The sequence below is a fragment of the Enterococcus sp. C63 genome (assembly GCF_040887215.1).
GTDB classification, from domain to species: domain Bacteria; phylum Bacillota; class Bacilli; order Lactobacillales; family Enterococcaceae; genus Enterococcus_B; species Enterococcus_B hirae.
Window position 1 is genome coordinate 18,671 of the sequence record NZ_JBFOFI010000002.1, and the last position, 17,696, is coordinate 36,366.

The following is a 17,696-nucleotide window of genomic DNA, read 5'->3' on the forward strand; positions in this document are numbered from 1 at the left end:
ATGGACGCACAAGCAATTATACGTTTGATTCAAACAGCTGATAAAAAAACACCGGTTAAAGTGTATTTAAATGTCACTGAACCAATTAAATTTGAAAAGTGTAAAGTATTTGGTCAGGGGAATAGTCAAATTATTTTCGGTGATTACCAAGAAATCGCACCAATCCTCGCAAAAGAATCCGCTAAAATCATTGAGATCGAAATAGAAGAAACAGCTAGAAATAGTGCCATACCTCTGCTTGATTTAAAAGAAATCAATGCTCGGATCGAGCCAGGAGCAATTATCCGGGATCAAGTAACGATCGGTGATCATGCGGTCATCATGATGGGAGCGATCATCAATATCGGTGCGGAGATTGGGGAAAACTCGATGATCGACATGGGAGCAATCTTAGGCGGAAGAGCGATTGTCGGCAAAAATTGTCACATTGGTGCGGGTGCAGTGTTGGCGGGTGTGATCGAACCGGCTTCCGCTCAACCAGTGGTGGTTGAAGACGGTGTCTTGGTTGGTGCGAATGCTGTTATTGTTGAAGGTGTCCGTATTGGCAAAAATGCAGTCGTGGCGGCTGGAGCAGTTGTTTTAGAAGATGTAGCCGCTGATACCGTAGTAGGTGGAACGCCTGCCCGAGTATTAAAGATCAAAGATGACCAAACGAGGGAAAACACCGCATTGATCGCTGCATTACGGGAATTATAGAGAGGATGACAAAGATGCGCAAAATAGATACCTGTATCGTTGGAGCAACTGGTTTAGTTGGTCAAACGATGTTGAACGTGTTAGCAGAATATGATTTTCCAGTAGGTCGTTTGAAATTATTAGCATCCAAGCGTTCAGCTGGAAAAGTCTGTGTGTTTAAGGGGAAAGAATACACAGTAGAAGAATTAACAAAGACATCATTTGACGGGTATGATTTAGCGCTTTTTTCAGCCGGAGCAGAAATTTCACTTGAATTTGCGCCACTTGCTAGAGAACATGGGTTGGTCGTCATTGATAATTCTTCTGCTTGGCGAGAAGATCCGTCGATTCCGTTGATCGTTCCAGAAGTCAATCTAGCAGATCATGAAATGAACCGATTGATTGCCAATCCAAACTGTTCCACGATCCAAGCCGTTTTACCGTTAAAGGCATTGCAACAGACATTTGGTGTCAACCGCGTGAACTATTCCACCTATCAAGCGGTCTCTGGTTCGGGGCAACAAGGGCTAACTGATCTTCACGCCACTCAAAAAGGGCAGGAACCTTCGCTTTATCCGCATGATATCAGTCAAACAGTCATCCCCGAAATTGATGCACCGTTGGACGATGGGTATACGAAAGAAGAACACAAAATGATGGCTGAGACAAGGAAGATCCTACATTTGCCTAATTTACCTGTCTCGGCTACTTGTGTACGTGTCCCCATCGAAGTTGGTCATGGTGTTTTAATCGCAGTCCAGTTGGCGCAGCCATTTTCACTTGCAGCAGTCCGTCAATGTTTGCAACATTTTCCGGGAATAACAGTCGTGGATGATTTGCCCAACCATAGTTATCCGACCAGTATCCTTGCTAAAGGAACAGATGAGGTATACGTCGGCAGACTCCGGCATGATCCTACATTGGAAAATGGGCTGTTGCTGTATACCGTAGCGGATAATATCCGTAAAGGCGCAGCTGCGAATGCTGTACAAATCGCCTCTGCCTTGTTATCACCAATCAGGGAGGTGATCCAATGAAAGTCGCAAAATTTGGTGGCTCATCGATGGCTCATGAAGAACAATTCAAAAAGGTAAAATCTATTATTTTAGCTGCCTCTGAACGAAGTGTGATCGTTGTTTCCGCTTTAGGAAAACGAACAAAAGAAGATGACAAAGTCACGGATCTCTTGTATTTGATCCATGCCTATCTTCATCATGGAGTCGACTGGACACCTTTGTGGGAAAGGATCTGTGAACGATTCATTCAAGTGAGAGATGTCTTGTCGTTGACTTTTCCGATTGAAGATGAATTGTTAGAGATCCAAAAAAAATTACAGCGAGAAAAAGTCTCGCAAGATTTTTTGGTCAGTCGGGGAGAATATCTCACTGCGAAGTTATTAGCTGAATATGTTGGTTATACGTTTATAGATGCGAAAGAACTGATTTTCTTTGATTATACGGGTGAGATCGATGAAGAACGGACGAAACAAGCAATAATAACTATTTATCAAGAAAAAGGCCCACTAGTAGTCCCAGGATTCTATGGTGCTAATCCAGTTGGAAAAGAAAAATTGATGGGGCGAGGTGGGAGCGACATCACTGGCGCAATCTTAGCCAAACTATTGAATGCCGACTGTTATGAGAATTGGACGGATGTTTCCGGGATTATGATGGCTGATCCACGAATCATTGACACGCCAAAAATCATCAAAGAAATTTCATTTAGAGAATTACGAGAGATGGCGTATATGGGGGCAAATGTTCTCCATGAATCAGCTATTTTCCCAGTACAAGAAGCAGGTATCCCGATTCAAATAAAAAATACGAACGATCCAGAGGCGCAAGGCACTAGAATTTCCAGCAAAGAAGTCGAAAAAGAAAATGGCTTAACAGGGATTGCTGGAAAAAAAGATTTTCTTTCGCTAACACTATTTAAACGACATATGTCTGATGAAATCGGGTTTATTTGGAAAGCAATGAGTGTCTTTGCGAATCATGGTATCTCGATCGAACACATTCCTTCGGGGATCGACAATATTGGAGTAGTCGTTTCAGCAGAAGCCATTGCAGATCAATTATTTTTGATTACCAAAGAGTTAAAAGAAAATTTGGGTGTCGAGGAAGTCGAAATTATCGAGAATCTGGCATTGATCTCAGTTGTTGGCGGACCACATAAAGAACTGATTGGACTTTCTGGCAAAGTCTTATCCATCTTAAATCAACTAGAGATTCGGACATCGATCTTATCCCAAGGGGCACAAGAATTAAACTTGATCATTGGGGTAAAAAATGAAGAATATGAAACAGTCGTTAAAGGGCTCTATGAAGGGATGGTGAATGTCGATGTTAGCAAAACATCGCATGGCGTTACATCAAATTCCTGAAATCGGCTTTCATGAATTTAAAACCAAAGCGTATTTGCATGAACAAATCAAGGATCTTGGGGGAGTCCTGCATGAAATCGGCGAGACTGGTTTATTGCTTTATTTTGATCATCAACAAAACGAAACGATTGCTTTTCGGACAGATATTGACGCCTTACCGATCCAAGAAGAAACAAATCTTCCCTTTGCTTCTACTCATGAAGGGATGATGCATGCGTGTGGTCACGATGGACATATGGCAATGTTATTAGGGTTAACGGAATATATCGCAGATCATAAAGAACAGTTAATGTACAACGTTGTTCTGATTTTTCAACCTTCGGAAGAAATATCTGGCGGAGCGGAAAGTGTTATTCAAACAGGTTTGTTAGAGGACTATCAAGTCCAAGCGATTTTCGGGTTTCATTTATGGCCAGGTCTTCCCAAAGGCGAGATCTATTCACGATCGGGCGCCTTTATGGCACAAAGTAGTGAGACAGATATCATTGTCAAAGGGAGATCTGCCCATATTGCCTCTAGTGAACAAGGGATCGACAGTATCCGAGGAGCCATTGGTTTTATGGATGAAGTATACGAGTTGGAACAATCTTTACCTAAAGAATGGCGACGTTTAATAAAGTTTGGACAGATCACTGGTGGTACGATTCGAAATGTTTTAGCAAATGAAGTGACTATCTCAGGCAGCATCCGTTCTTATGATCAGCAAATCCAAGATTCGATCAAAGCACAACTGGCTGATTTAGCAGAGAAATTTCAAAAAAATTCGCAGGTATCGATCCAATTCCGTTATAATGATGGATATCCAGCGGTCATCAATGATCCTCACTTATATACAGCCTTGAAGCAATCAGAAAAATTACATGAGCTTGAACAACCGGTCTTGCAAGCAGAGGATTTCGGTGTTTATACCCAGAAGTATCCATGTGTTTTTTTCTTTCTCGGTGTCGGTGATACACCAGCACTTCATGATGCACGATTTGATTTTGATATGGCTGTGTTAGAAAAAGGTGTCGCTTGGTATCAAACGATCCTTCATACAAAAGGACTTTTGCTAAAAAAGGATCAGTGACAAAGAAGTGATAAAAAGGAGAAAACCACATGAATTTAACCAATCGTTTTAATCACAGGCTTGCAAAAATAGCAGTGTCACAAATCAGAAGTTTTGACCAACAAATTTCTGCTATCCCCGATGTCATCAAGTTAACCTTAGGAGAGCCTGATTTTCCAACGCCCGAACATGTTAAACAGGCGGGGATCACTGCTATTGAAGAAAATTATTCCCATTATACGGGGATGAGGGGACTACCCGAACTTTGTGAAGCTGCTTGTTTCTTTCAAAAAGAACGTTATGGGTTGGTATACGATCCTCAAACTGAAGTACTAACGACAGTTGGTGCCACAGAAGCAATCGCTGCTTCTTTACTAGCGATTTTAGAAGAAGGCGACAAAGTATTGATTCCCGCGCCTGCTTATCCTGGTTATCAGCCGATAGTGGATCTTGCTGGAGCGGAATTGATCACGATCGATACGTCAGAAACAGGCTTTATTTGCCAACCAGAACAGTTAGAAGCAGCCTTTGCTACTTATGGCGACTCGATCAAAGCAATTATCTTGAACTATCCAAGCAATCCAACAGGAACACTGTTAACTTCAGAACAAATGGCAAAATTAGCTGAAGTCATCAAACAACGATCGGTCTTCGTGATCAGCGATGAAGTCTATGCAGAGTTGAATTATGTCGGAGACCATGTTTCGCCAGCGTCTTATCTTCCGGAGCAAACAATTGTGATTAGCGGTTTATCCAAATCTCATGCGATGACCGGCTGGCGGATCGGCTTTATTTTTGCTCAAAAATATGTGATTGATGAAATCATCAAAGTCCATCAATATTTAGTCACTTCAGCCACTACGATGGCTCAAAAAGCTGCGGTTGAGGCACTTACTACCGGAATGTATGATGGGGAAAAAATGAAAGAACAGTATGCGAAGAGAAGAGATTATCTTTTAGGTCAATTAAGTGAGTTAGGGTTTGAAGTCATACCACCTGATGGCGCCTTTTACCTGTTTTGTAAACTGCCAAAAGAAGTTACCTTGAATTCTTGGGAGTTTTGCTTACAGTTAGCAGAACAAGGCAGAGTCGCCTGTATCCCTGGTTCAGCTTTTGGACCAGAGGGTGAAGGCTATATTCGGATTTCTTATGCAAGTAGTTTGGCAGAACTTACGGAAGCTTGCCAACGGATTCGCCTTTTTTTAGCTGATATGTAATCAAAAAAAATGAAAAGCTGCGTTCATTTTATTGAACGAAGTTTTTCATTTTTTGTTTACTTTGTTGATTGAAAGAGGAACATTTGTCATTTTTCTTTTTTAATGGTGTATATTTTTTAGTTTTATTTGGCATAACGAAAGATTATGATCCAATTTAAGGTGCTTAAAATATATACTGGATAATCTGATCAATTTTAGCCATATCTTGTAAAGGTAAATTTTCGACCTTTTTGAGTTTTCTTTCCTTGAAATCAAGTGATTTTAATTGAGAAATAAGTACTTGTCCCTTTGTATCTAAATCTTTGGGAAGCGAATAGCGTGTCGGTAGATTTTTTATAGTAGAAGTAATTGGATAGATTATTGCAAACATTGTTGTGCAATTAAATTCATAACAAGATACAAACAATCCTAGTCTTCTCTTTTGAATTCCTTTGCCTGTGGATGGATCAAAATCGATCCAAACAATATCCCCTTTTTTAGGAATATAATTTCTAGCTTTAGGCACTATAAAATTTCTCTCCCTTTAGGAGTTAAGTCTTTCCATTCATCTTTTTCGTAATACTCAGCTTCTTGTCCAGCACTAAATGGATCTTCGATTTTAGGAACTAATGTGATTGTCCCATCTTCAGAGTAGACAACAACATATTCTTGATTTTCTGAAGGTTTTTTACCATTGTCAGACGGTAGAGTAATTACTACAGAACCACCTTGTAATCTAGATTTTGTAATGAGCACATATACCACCTCTTTACTCTTATAGTACTATACAACATTAAGTAACGAAAATTTTTTCCTGTATTTATTTGTAAATGTTAAGTGTTCTGAAACGATCTTTTTTGTACAGTTATTATTTTTGGTATGTTTTTTTGTTTTTTTTCTAATTTCATGGTTGAGGAGGTCTATAGTACCAGCTAACTTTATTAGTATGGAAAATGTTTTTTATATAAATTTTACAAGTTAAGTCAAGCGATATAATTGACAAATAATAGCATAACCGTTTTATTTTTCTGTACAGTTATTTCTTATAAAAAATATTGCTATCTAAAAAGAAAGTTGATAAACATTTAAGTCAAAAACTTAATAGAGAAAGTCTTATTTTTTCTGTCCAATATTTGGGCATTTCTTTTGATTTATAAAAAATCGAGTGTTATATTTGAATTGTTTAGAGTTATTCTAAATAATTGAACAAGGAGGTTTCATCAATGGAGAAAACAAAGGTTATTATTGTCGGCGCATCTCATGGCGGACATCAATCGATTTTAGAATTGCTATCTAGATATGGTGAAAATGTCGATATCACCTTATTTGAAGCAGGGGATTATGTTTCGTTCATGTCATGTGGCATGGAATTATATTTAGAGGACCAAGTGACAGATGTTAATGATGTACGAAATTTCAGACCAGAAAACTTTCCACAACCCAATGTTCACATTTTAAACAATCATGAAGTAAAAGCGATTCATGCAGACCAAAAGACAGTAACGGTGACTAGTATCTTAGATAAGAGTACCAAAGAGTATGAATATGATAAATTGATCTTAAGCTCAGGAGTAAAACCAAATTCATTGCCAGTACCAGGAACAGATTTAGAGAACGTTTATTTGATGCGTGGGTACGATTGGGCTACTAGAATCAAAGATAAATTAACTGATCCAGCGATCAAAAATGTAGCTGTTATCGGTGCAGGCTATATCGGGATCGAAGCCGCTGAAGCTTTTCAAAAAGCAGGGAAAGAAGTGACGTTATTAGACGTGATTGATCGACCATTAGGCACTTATTTAGATCCGGAAATGACGGATATTTTAACCGAACATTTAAAAGAAAAGGGTATCAAAGTCGTGACGGGTGCGAAAATCACTGCTTTCACTGGTGAGCAACAAGTCGCTGCGATTCAAACAGCAGATGAAGAAATCGCGACAGATCTTGTGATTCAAGCAGCTGGAGTCAAAGCGAATACGGAATGGCTAAAAGGAGTCGTAGATTTAGATGATCGTGGTTGGATCGTTACCGATGAATATTTGCAAACCAATTTACCTGATGTGTATGCAGTAGGGGATGCAACCCTTGCTTATTCGATACCTGCCCGCTCAAAAATGCCGATTGCACTAGCAACAGTGGCAAGAAGAGAAGCACGATATGTAGTCAAACATCTATTTGAGGATACACCAAGCCAACCATTTGGAGGCGTTGTAGGTTCTTCGGCATTAAGTGTTTTTGATTATCACTTTGCAGCTAGTGGTTTGAATAGTTTTACAGCAGAAAAAGCAGGCGTAGCCATTCGCACAGCTTATTATGAAGATACTATTCGTCCTAAATATGTACCTGAAGAATATGGGAACACGAAAGTTTCAATCCAATTATTCTTTGACCCAATGACACATCAAGTCCTTGGCGGAGCTGTTTTATCTACTTATGATGTGACTGCTCAAGGCAACGTACTAGCGCTAGCGATCCAACAAAAACTGACGATCGAAGATTTAGCAGAAGCTGACTTTTTCTTCCAACCTGGTTTTGATCGCCAATGGAATATGATCAATCTAGCCGCGCAACAAGCATTGGGAGAAGAACCATTTGTAGAATAAAATCAAACAATTAGAGACATTCGTTAGAAACGTGGTATTTTACGTAAAATATAAATGGACCGCCTGAAACATATCAATTGTTTCAGGCGGTTTTTGTTATTTTTTTTTGTTAATAACTTTTCGTCACTGTTTTACAGTTGGAATTAGAGAGTTGTACCATTCATGTTTCAACTACTCTTTTTACATCCGTTTTTTTCGGAAATAATCAGGTGTTTTTCCGGTTTCTTTTTGGAAAAGTTTGAAAATCGAAGGGACACTTTTATAGCCGATTTTTAAGGCAATCGTACTTAAACTATCGTTTGTTTCTAGCATGAGTCGCTTTGCTTCAGATAAGCGTTTTTGATCGATCAACTCTTGGAAACTACTACCGGTTTTATTTTTTAACAAGTTGCTTAAATAGTTTTTGTTATAGCCAAAAGTTTCTCCTAATTGCTGTAAGGTGATTTCTGCATAGTGATCATTGATATAATCTAAGATTTGAATCAGCGGCTCATTACGAATCGTTTTTTTATTCGTGATAATCACTGGTGCTTGCGCGCTTTCTACCATCAGTGAAGAAAATAATAAATTCAGCAAAAGTTGCTTATGCACAGACTCTTTTTGATAAGTGGTCATCATCAGACTTTTAATTAGCTGATACGCTAAGGGACTCATTGATAAGTCTAGTAGGATATAACTAGTATGTTCAGTAGGCGAACGGGTTGCTTGAAAGAAAAAATCTGTGATTAGATTATTGGATTTTGGTAGATTAGGCAATAGAATATTTTGAATAGCTGGAATATCAAGGAGGAAATTGATCAAGATATCCTCTGCTCCTACATAATCGATTTGTTGGATAACCTTACTATCTAACAGAAGTAACTGTCCTTTTTCTAAATGAAAAACGTCACCGTTCAAACGCTGGGTGCACTGCCCATTGAATAAAAAATTCAACTCAATAAAATGATGGGTATGCGCGGGTGTGTAAGAAAATCTTGGATGTTTGTTAATTGCGATTGATCCAAACTCAAAGAACTTACTTTTAGGAATTTCTGGAACGATCGAACGATGATAGTTGAGGTTCATTGTATTAATATTTTTACCTGATTTTTTTTGCAATTTTTCGATTTCCGTTTCTTTGAATAACTCTGCGATCCATTTCTCCATGAACTTCACCTCTTGATGATTATCTTACCTTGCTATTAATGTAACACAACTTTTTAACCAAAAAACCTGTAGATTTGATATAAACATTCTGGATTTTGGAAATTGTTCCCCGAATATGAAAGCGGTTAATATGTAGAGGGAGAAAAAGCATAAGTGTTTAGGAAGGAAAACTTAAATCTTTTAGCTGTTGATTGATAAAGACTGTTCCTGTTTTTTTCAAGTGATGGAAAGCGCAAAACGGAAAATTTTAACTTATTTTTGAGGAAGAGTGAGCTATCAAAATGACTAAACAAATGTGTTCATTTGGCTTAACTTTCGCTAGTTTGGGTGAGACGTACGGGGCTGTTTCATTTGTTATTAATCAATGTGTTCAAAAGGCTTAGACTATCAGTTATTGATAATGAGAAAAAAGAATCGTGCATGATTACCATTGCTACGATCCAAAACCAAGGAGTGTGGAAGATGAATAGTGAAAAACAAACAAGATGGTTATGGTACCCAGGAGATTTTGAAATCAGACAAGGATTATTACAAAATTTTTCAAGAGAAGAAAGAGGCTATGACTGGCCTGCTTATTGGAACGTTGATGATTGTCATAAAAATGTGAAATTCAAACGTTACTACGAACTGACAGAACCAACTTCTTTTATTGTTTATGCAACAGGGATTGGCTATGTGGAAGTGAATGGGAAAAAGTATCCACTTAAAGAAACAATCAATTGTCAGCCTGGAAAGAATAAAATCAGGATTTTTGTAGGCAACGCAACTGGATTACCCGCTGTCTTTGTCGAAGGAGAGGTTATCAAGAGTGATGTAGGTTGGCGAGCAAGTAACTTTATTGAAGAACTACCAGCTGGTTGGAGCTCACTTTATTTGGATAAAGCAAACGATCCAAATCATGTCTATTTTGAAAAAAAAGTGGTTACACCTGTTTCAATCAACGAACAGAATGATGGGGTATTGATTGATTATGGTCGTGCGGTTTACGGAACACTGGCGATCAAAAAAATGACACATGGGCAACCGATCATGATTTGCTATGGTGAATCTGCATCAGAAGCATTGGATGTGGAGATGTGCTATTACAAGGAAAAAGCAGCTACTGTTGAAACAATCCCAAGAAAGCGTGCTTTTCGGTATTTGTTTGTTCCAGATGTTGCGAAGGAAGAAATTGAGATCGAGGCGATCCATGAATCCCTTCCTTTAACCAATCATGCTGCTTTTTCTTCAGACAATGTCCTTTTAAACAAGATTTGGGAAGTTTCTGTGGAAACATTTACCCTATGTAGCGGATTGTTCTTTATCGATGGGATCAAGCGAGATCGGTGGATCTGGTCAGGCGATGCTTACCAAAGCTATTTTATCAATCAATACCTCTTTTTCGATGAAGAAATCAATACTCGAACGATGTTAGCGCTTCGTGGGCAAAATGAGATCAAGCAACATATGAATACGATCGTTGACTACTCGATTTTATGGATTATCGCTGTTGAGAATCACTATTTAATGACGGGCGACACGGTTTTCTTGAAACAAATCTATCCTAAGATGAAGACGATGATGGACTATCTCCAAGCACAAACGAATGAACTTGGCTTTATTTATGGGCGAGAAAAAGATTGGTTGTTTATTGATTGGACGGAGATGGATCGAGAAGGAACCTTGGCAGCAGAACAAATTCTATTGCTTAAAGCTTACCAAACGATGATGACTTGTGGAGCTGTTTTGGGTGAAGTAGATGACTATGAACAGAAGTATCAACAACTAAAAGAAAACGTCATGAGCTATTTCTGGGACGAAGAAAAGCAGGCATTTATTGATTCCTATGAATCGAAAAAGCGCCACGTAACTCGTCATGCCAATATTTTTGCCATTTTATTCGATTTAGTGGAACAAGAAAAGAAAGAACAGATTTTAACCCATGTATTGTTAAACCCTGAAATTACCCAGATCACGACACCTTATTTCAAATTTTTCGAGCAAGATGCTCTATGTAAAATGGGTCAAACAGACCAAGTGTATCAAATCATCTGTGATTACTGGGGCGGAATGGTTGAAAGAGGGGCAGTGACATTCTGGGAAGAATATATCCCTGAGGAAACGGGCGAACAAGTGTATGAAATGTATGGGGATCCTTTTGGCAAAAGCTTATGCCATGCTTGGGGAGCAAGCCCAATCTATCTATTAGGCAGATATTTCGCAGGTGTCCGACCACTTTCACCAGGATATCAAACTTTCGTCGTTGAACCTAATCTAGATGCCTTTGAAAGTCTAAACATGCAAATACCAATCAAAAATGGACTTGTCACAATTAATAAAGAACAAGAACAGCTACACATCTCAACGACACGAGAAGGAGGGATTCTCCGTATCAACCAACAAGAGGTTCATTTAGAGCCAGGAAAAAATTATGATATCTCCCTTGAAACAACTAAGAGCAAACAACTGATTTGAAAAAGGAGAGGATTGGAATGCAACAAACACGAATCAGTGTAAAGGAAAAAATTGGTTTTGCTTTAACAAATCTCGGAAATATCCCAGTGATGACGTTGTTGAATACGTACCTTTTGATTTTTTATACCGATGTAATTGGCATTAATCCTGCTGTAGTTAGTACGCTTTTTCTAGTCTCCAGACTACTTGATGGTTTCAGTGATCCTTTATTAGGTTTTTTGATCGATCGTTTCCCAGTGACACGCTTTGGCAAATATCGCCCGATTTTGGTGCTGGGAACAGTGATTTGTTGTATCAACTATTTACTCGTTTGGTTTGCACCGTTACTTTTTACTAGTCAAAAAATCGTCGTTATCTATATTTCTTATATTTTGTTAGGTATCACTTTTGATTTAATGGATATCCCATTAAATAGTTTGATCCCCGTATTAACCGATCAAGAAGCCGATCGAAACATCTTGTCGTCCATAAAAGGTGTGTCGTATACAGTAGGACCTACTTGTTTGAATATTTTGGCACCGTTGATCCTTTCCGCTTACAATAATGGGCTTTCTGGGTATACCTTGTTGATTGTCGGAACGGTACTAGTCGTCTTGTTCTTCACGATTTTTGGTACATTAGCACTGAAAGAAAGAGGGAATGAAGAGCCCGCTGAATTATCGCAAGAGCGCGGCTATTCTTATAAAGAAGCGCTTGCTATCTTAAAAATTCGTCCAGTGATGACCCTATTTATCAGTATGCTTTTTATTACCGCCGCAAGCAATATCTTTAGTGGATCGCTTTTGTATTATTTGAACTATATTTTGAATGACACAAAATTGCTAAGTTTCGCTAGTTTTTTAGGACTGTTTGGTGCTTTAGGAGCAGGTGTGTTGGTCCCTAGTTTATCTAAGCGATGGGGGAAGAAAAAAGTATATGTTGGCGCATTATCTTTACTCTGTTTAGCGATGATCGTGATGATCGGCGTGCATCAATCGAAAATGATTTTCTTAGGGGCTTATCTTGCTGTCCAAGTTGGCTTAGGGCTGACCAATACTTTGCAGTATAGTTTATCTGCTGATAATGTGGATCAAATAAAACACGAGTTGGGAATTGAAACAGCAGCGCTGATCGCTTCATTGAATTCTTTTATCATGAAATTTGCGATGGCGATTGGTGGAGCTATCCCAGGATTTGTTTTGAGCTATACAGGCTATGTAGCGAATCAGGCGCAATTATCTAGCGCATCATTTGGCATTATTTTCTCTACTTTTGTAGTACCACTTGTTTTTTACCTAATCACGCTCGGTGTTTTCCAAATCGGTTATCCAGCGAACTATTTATTTGTTACGACTAAGGAAAAACCTTCCATTGGTTGATTTGCTGCTTTTTCGTTCGTTAGACTGAAAGATAGTTACCTAATTACCTAAAAGCTCTGGTTGCTATTGACGAAAAGCTAACTGAAAATGAAGAAAAAGGGGAGGATGCCAGTGTTTACCTTTGAGCAACTAAAAACATTTTTGATGGAAAATAACGAAATTGAATGTCGACAACAAATTGATGGTCAAAATATCAATGACCAACAGTTGCCCTATGAGACAGTCGCAGTACCTAAAATGCCCAAAAACCAATTTTTCAAAGAGGGTAATATCTTTATCAATAAACATCATCGTTACGCTGAAATGCCTGCACATACGCATGAATTTGTTGAATTTAACTATATGTTGTCTGGTTCATGTGTCCAATATGTCAACGATAAGAAAATTCACTTGAAAGAAGGTGAATTGCTGTTATTAGACAAAGAAATCGTTCAGCGTATCGATCCTTTAGAAGAGGAAGACCTTTTGATCAATATTTTATTGAAAGGGGAATCGATTACGACTGACATCGTGATCAATATGGTGAAGTCACGTGGATTGGTCAATGAATTTCTATTAAATGCTTCGCAGGAAAAAGGAAAACATGATGAATTTATCCATTTTCATTGTGGTGATAACTTAGAAGTGCAAGGGTTATTGCACAAAATGATTTTGGAATATTACAACAAACAAGACTATTATATGCGGGCACTGAATCTGAGATTGTCTTTACTATTGATCGAACTTACCCGTGATTTAGAAGAATATGTTACGCAACGTGAGAATCAGGAATTATTAGAGATTTTACGATATATCGATCTTCATTTTCGAAAACTGACACTGAAAAATCTAGCGAAACATTTTGGTTATAATGCAAATTATTTAAGTAATAAATTGAAAAAAGAAACAGGGAGTTCTTTCCAAGAATTGATCAATTCTTTGCGGTATAAAACGATGATCGAGTTGATGAGAGAAACGAATAAAACTTTTGAAGAAATCTCGTATGAACTTGGTTTTGAAACTCTTGCTTCTTTGTATAAATTAGTCGGAAAATACACAGAACTGACACCTAAAGAACTCAAAGATAGTCTGTTAAAAAAATAGAATAGGCAGTTGTGATGCAACGAGTCCTTTTTCTCAGGTGATCTGTAAAAAAGATTTGACCAATCATGAACTGGCAATGAAAAGCGAAGATTAACTAAAGCGTATTCCAAATGTATTGGATAAGTGTGAACCTTCTTTTCGTTTCCTGAATGTTCGAAAAAGAATCGCTTGTTTGATTCGCTGAAGCATACGAATGTGATTTGGATAAAAAGAACACTTTTTTTGCTATAGTCCTGAGTAATTCATACGTTTACAATTCTAACTGTTCGAACTTATAAAACTTATTTTAAGGAGTGTTTTTTATGAAGAAACAACAGGCATCAACTACTACCACGGTCAAAGAGTATTCGCCTCTAGCTGTCGCTGCTGGAATTGGCTCCATGCTTGGATCTGGCTGTATTGTTGGACTCTCAGCGACGATTCCCGTTTGGCAAAAGGGACTAGAGCTGACAACTGGACAAGTCGGGATCGTTTCTGGCGGGCTAACTTTTGCAATCGCTTTCGGATCGCTGTTTACTGGACAGATATCAAAAGCATTTGGCTTGATCCGTTCATTTAACTGGATCAATTTGTTTTACGCGATCGGAGCTGCGGTCTGTATTCTAGCCACAAGTTTCCCAATGCTCTTATTAGGCGTGATTATCATGGGCGTAGCATCTGGAGCAGACTTACCATTAAGTTTGACCGTTGTTTCTCATGATGCACCTGATGAGCATACTTCTGCTCGTTTGATTTCTTCCACACAGATTTTTTGGCAAGTGGGGATATTCATTTCTTACATCTGTTCGTTTCTTTTATCGGGAATCGAAGGTGTGTTAGGAGCAAGAATTGTTTTTGCCATCTTATTTACGTTTGCAGTGATCACTTGGTTATGGCGGACACTTTCACCTAAGTTTAGACAATTTCATGAAGCCGGAGCTGCTCGACAAGCAATGACCAAAGTGACAAGCGACTCGAAAGAAGTTTCTTTCAAGACAGTACTATTTGGGGAAAACAAACAAAAATACCTTGGCTTTTTCGCCGCTATCTTGATTTTTTATGTGTGTTGGAACCTCTTAGCGAATACTTGGGGACAATTTCAAACCTATGCTTTGACAAATGCCGGAGCTAGTCAAGCACAAGCTACAGGATTAGGGATCGGGTTGAATGTGATTTCTTTAGCAACAACGATTGCATTTGCCTCTGTTGCAGGTGGTAAATTTAGAAACAAAGCTTTCTTTATTGGGGCAGTCGTTCAATTTGGCGCAATGTTAGGTATGGCATTGATCGGTGGTGGTGCAGGATTTATTGCATTAGCGATCACAATTGCTTTTTATAATTTTGGGAATCCACTAGCCGGAGAAGCAATCTACAAAGTGTGGACACAAGAATCTTTCCCAGCAGAAACACGAGCTTCACTTCAAGGGTTCATCAATGGTTTTTCAAGAATGTGTTGTGGATTATTTGCTTTTGTTACCCCTTACTTAGTTGCTCCTGATCGTATCCAGACGTCTATGTTTGGCTTTGCGGGAATCGTTTTAGTAGCAACAATTGCTGGAGTAATCATGATGCGTCTACAGAAAAAATACCCAGTGATTGATCCCGTGGATAAAGAGCTGGCTGAAGGAGAAATGACTGCATCGTTCACCAAGTAAAGAAGAGGAGAAAGCAAGATGGCATTTACTTTTCAAATCAATCAAGATGTGCGTTGGAAGAAAGACGAGGCACTGCTGGCCAAAGCACAACAACAGGTACCAAAGCTTTTGAAAACGAAGATCGAACCAGTAGCAATCACTGAAATCGTTGAAGACCCACATGGTTTGAATGGGTATTCAGCAATTAACAGTGACAAAGAAATCAAACAACTAGCTGATTATACTTTAAAAAGGGATGAAGCGATTATCTTAGATTTAGGGGATCATTATGTTGGGCATTTTAGTCTGTCCATTGACTCGGTTGGTTCGCCAATGGATGCCCCTTTATATTTACAACTGAAATTTGCGGAAGTACCCGCTGAACTTGCGGCAGATTCTAGTGCATATGATGGTTGGTTGTCAAAGTCTTGGATTCAAGAAGAATTTATCCATTTAGATGTTTTGCCGGCACGTTTAGAATTACCAAGAAGATATAGCTGTCGTTATATTGAGCTAAAGGTGTTGGATACTTCACCCAAGTGGCAAGCTAGTTTTTCTGATCCGCTTTTTATCGCAGAAAGTTGTGTGTCACTCGACCAATTACCAAAGCCTGTGATTGCTGATGAAGAACTTGCTTCCATCTACCAAGTTTCTGTTAAAACATTATTTGATTGCATGCAAGAAGTCTTTGAAGATGGGCCCAAACGAGATCGCCGATTATGGATTGGTGATTTACGTTTACAAGCGTTAGCGAATTATGCGACTTTCGGTGATTTAGCTTTAACGAAACGTTGTCTTTATTTATTTGGTGGGATGACGACCAGTGAAGGGAAGATTCCAGCCAATGTTTTCACAGCCCCGCAATTGACACCAGATGATACGTTTTTATTCGACTATAGTTTGTTTTTTGCAGTGATCTTAGCTGATTTTTACCATCAGACGAAAGATTCAGTTGTCTTGCAGGATTTATATCCCGTAGCGAAAAAGCAGATGGAACTAGCACTGACATGTGTCGATGAAGAGGGACGCCTGAATTTGTTAGAAGAGTGGCCAGTATTTATCGACTGGTCGAATGAGTTTGAAAAGAGTACAGCAGGGCAAGCAGTGTTGATCTATGCGATGAAACGATTCAACCAGTTGGCAGAACAAGTGAAAGATCCACAACTGAGTCATTACCAAGAAACAACAGAGAAACTGATTGCGTTTGCGAAGCAACAATTATTTGATGAAGAACAAAAGCAGTTTATTATTGAAACAACCGGAGAAATCAATGTGGCGAGTCAAGTTTGGATGGTTTTAGCAGAGGTCTTTGATCAACCAATGAATCGAGAAATTTTGGAGACGATGATTGCGCATCATTTTCCGATCACAGGGATTGCTACACCTTATATGTATCATCATGTAGTCGAAGCGCTATTTGTAGCTGGACTTCAAGAAGAAGCTATCCAGTTAATGAAAAACTATTGGGGCAAAATGATTCAGCTGGGAGCAGACACTTTTTGGGAAGCTTTTAAACCAGAAGAACCAGATTTTTCTCCTTATGGCAGCCCGATCATCAGTAGTTATTGCCATGCGTGGAGCTGTACGCCAGCGTACTTGATCGAAAAATATCTAAATTGAAAAAGCAGTCAGTTACTTTACATTGTCAACTGAAAAAAGACAGTTGGATCGTTAAGTAATGATTCACTGATTCATCCTAGACATAAGCAAAAAATCTCAAAACCATTTTTGCGGTTTTGAGATTTTTTGCTGTAGTATGAAACGGACGAGCAGTTTATCCGTATAATCAAAGGTTTATCGCTTACGAGAAGACTTGTACGTTTTTTGGGGGGAGTCCATGCGTTCCATGTAATAGGATTAGGTGTTCCAATTATATGGCTTTGTTAGGATGTCGGTTCCTTTAGATGTAAAATATCTTCCCAAAAGTGAAAGTATTGATCGGTCAATTGGATTTCAACGATGTCTACCCAATGAATCAATTGCTCATCTAAGGAAAATCCTTTTTCTGTCATGTCTCGTTGGACAAATCCTCGATAAGTGTTGTTATCCTTACAGCGGACAATGATTTCTTGTTTGGCAATAAACGCAGTGATAGCGATCGTTTCAAAATGTTGATGGACTGTTTTCAAAAAATCAC

Annotated in this window: 15 protein-coding genes; 11 read left to right on the top strand and 4 right to left on the bottom strand. The window is 38.7% G+C overall.

Annotated elements, in window-relative coordinates; genetic code table 11:
* The 5 genes from dapD to AB3H90_RS02725 are packed head-to-tail and all read left to right on the top strand — an operon-like array spanning position 1 to position 5,323.
* Positions 1-696 (top strand): 2,3,4,5-tetrahydropyridine-2,6-dicarboxylate N-acetyltransferase, encoded by a 696-nt coding sequence (gene dapD / locus AB3H90_RS02705; RefSeq protein WP_095454064.1) that lies wholly within the window; start codon positions 1-3, stop codon positions 694-696.
* A gap of 14 nt (positions 697-710) precedes the next feature.
* Positions 711-1,712, top strand: coding sequence for an aspartate-semialdehyde dehydrogenase (locus AB3H90_RS02710; protein ID WP_094940834.1), 1,002 nt, complete (start codon positions 711-713; stop codon positions 1,710-1,712).
* Positions 1,709-3,058, top strand: coding sequence for an aspartate kinase (locus AB3H90_RS02715; protein WP_053765847.1), 1,350 nt, complete (start codon positions 1,709-1,711; stop codon positions 3,056-3,058). Before AB3H90_RS02710 ends, AB3H90_RS02715 begins: the two co-directional genes overlap by 4 nt.
* Positions 3,018-4,127 (top strand): M20 family metallopeptidase, encoded by a 1,110-nt coding sequence (locus tag AB3H90_RS02720; RefSeq protein ID WP_053765861.1) that lies wholly within the window; start codon positions 3,018-3,020, stop codon positions 4,125-4,127. The genes AB3H90_RS02715 and AB3H90_RS02720 overlap by 41 nt, the downstream gene beginning before the upstream one ends.
* 29 nt (positions 4,128-4,156) lie before the next feature.
* Entirely contained in the window at positions 4,157-5,323 is a 1,167-nt protein-coding gene (locus AB3H90_RS02725; protein ID WP_368016137.1) for a pyridoxal phosphate-dependent aminotransferase, read from the top strand.
* A 163-nt stretch (positions 5,324-5,486) separates the two neighbouring features.
* On the opposite strand, the gene AB3H90_RS02730 is transcribed toward AB3H90_RS02725, so the two are convergent.
* Together AB3H90_RS02730 and AB3H90_RS02735 are read right to left on the bottom strand one after the other, a co-directional pair.
* Positions 5,487-5,828 carry a type II toxin-antitoxin system PemK/MazF family toxin gene (locus AB3H90_RS02730; protein ID WP_368016138.1) on the bottom strand — a complete coding sequence of 114 codons (342 nt, stop codon included), beginning with the start codon at positions 5,826-5,828 and terminating at the stop codon, positions 5,487-5,489.
* A complete protein-coding gene (locus tag AB3H90_RS02735) occupies positions 5,828-6,058 on the bottom strand; it encodes an AbrB family transcriptional regulator (RefSeq protein ID WP_368016140.1) in 231 nt (76 codons plus the stop codon). Before AB3H90_RS02735 ends, AB3H90_RS02730 begins: the two co-directional genes overlap by 1 nt.
* A 467-nt stretch (positions 6,059-6,525) precedes the next feature.
* Between AB3H90_RS02735 and AB3H90_RS02740 the strand changes: the two genes are divergently transcribed.
* The gene (locus AB3H90_RS02740; RefSeq protein ID WP_010738534.1) at positions 6,526-7,905 is read left to right on the top strand and encodes an FAD-dependent oxidoreductase; all 1,380 of its coding nucleotides are present in this window, start codon (positions 6,526-6,528) and stop codon (positions 7,903-7,905) included.
* 180 nt (positions 7,906-8,085) lie between these two features.
* Here AB3H90_RS02740 and AB3H90_RS02745 read toward each other — a convergent pair whose 3' ends face one another.
* On the bottom strand, positions 8,086-9,051 hold the full coding sequence (locus AB3H90_RS02745; protein ID WP_081127653.1) for an AraC family transcriptional regulator: 966 nt from the start codon (positions 9,049-9,051) through the stop codon (positions 8,086-8,088).
* A 462-nt stretch (positions 9,052-9,513) separates the two neighbouring features.
* Between AB3H90_RS02745 and AB3H90_RS02750 the strand changes: the two genes are divergently transcribed.
* The 5 genes from AB3H90_RS02750 to AB3H90_RS02770 all read left to right on the top strand — a co-directional run bounded on the left by AB3H90_RS02750 (position 9,514) and on the right by AB3H90_RS02770 (position 17,179).
* On the top strand, positions 9,514-11,505 hold the full coding sequence (locus tag AB3H90_RS02750) for an amylo-alpha-1,6-glucosidase (RefSeq protein WP_368016141.1): 1,992 nt from the start codon (positions 9,514-9,516) through the stop codon (positions 11,503-11,505).
* Between the two features lie 17 nt (positions 11,506-11,522).
* The gene (locus AB3H90_RS02755; protein WP_010720189.1) at positions 11,523-12,863 is read left to right on the top strand and encodes an MFS transporter; all 1,341 of its coding nucleotides are present in this window, start codon (positions 11,523-11,525) and stop codon (positions 12,861-12,863) included.
* 111 nt (positions 12,864-12,974) lie between these two features.
* Positions 12,975-13,946: an AraC family transcriptional regulator gene (locus AB3H90_RS02760; RefSeq protein ID WP_010720188.1), complete on the top strand. Its 972-nt coding sequence runs from the start codon at positions 12,975-12,977 to the stop codon at positions 13,944-13,946.
* 302 nt (positions 13,947-14,248) lie between these two features.
* Entirely contained in the window at positions 14,249-15,580 is a 1,332-nt protein-coding gene (locus AB3H90_RS02765) for an MFS transporter (protein ID WP_063626516.1), read from the top strand.
* A gap of 18 nt (positions 15,581-15,598) precedes the next feature.
* On the top strand, positions 15,599-17,179 hold the full coding sequence (locus tag AB3H90_RS02770; RefSeq protein ID WP_094940840.1) for a family 78 glycoside hydrolase catalytic domain: 1,581 nt from the start codon (positions 15,599-15,601) through the stop codon (positions 17,177-17,179).
* Between the two features lie 263 nt (positions 17,180-17,442).
* Here AB3H90_RS02770 and AB3H90_RS02775 read toward each other — a convergent pair whose 3' ends face one another.
* On the bottom strand, positions 17,443-17,688 hold the full coding sequence (locus tag AB3H90_RS02775) for a hypothetical protein (RefSeq protein ID WP_010720185.1): 246 nt from the start codon (positions 17,686-17,688) through the stop codon (positions 17,443-17,445).
* Positions 17,689-17,696: the final 8 nt, after the last annotated feature.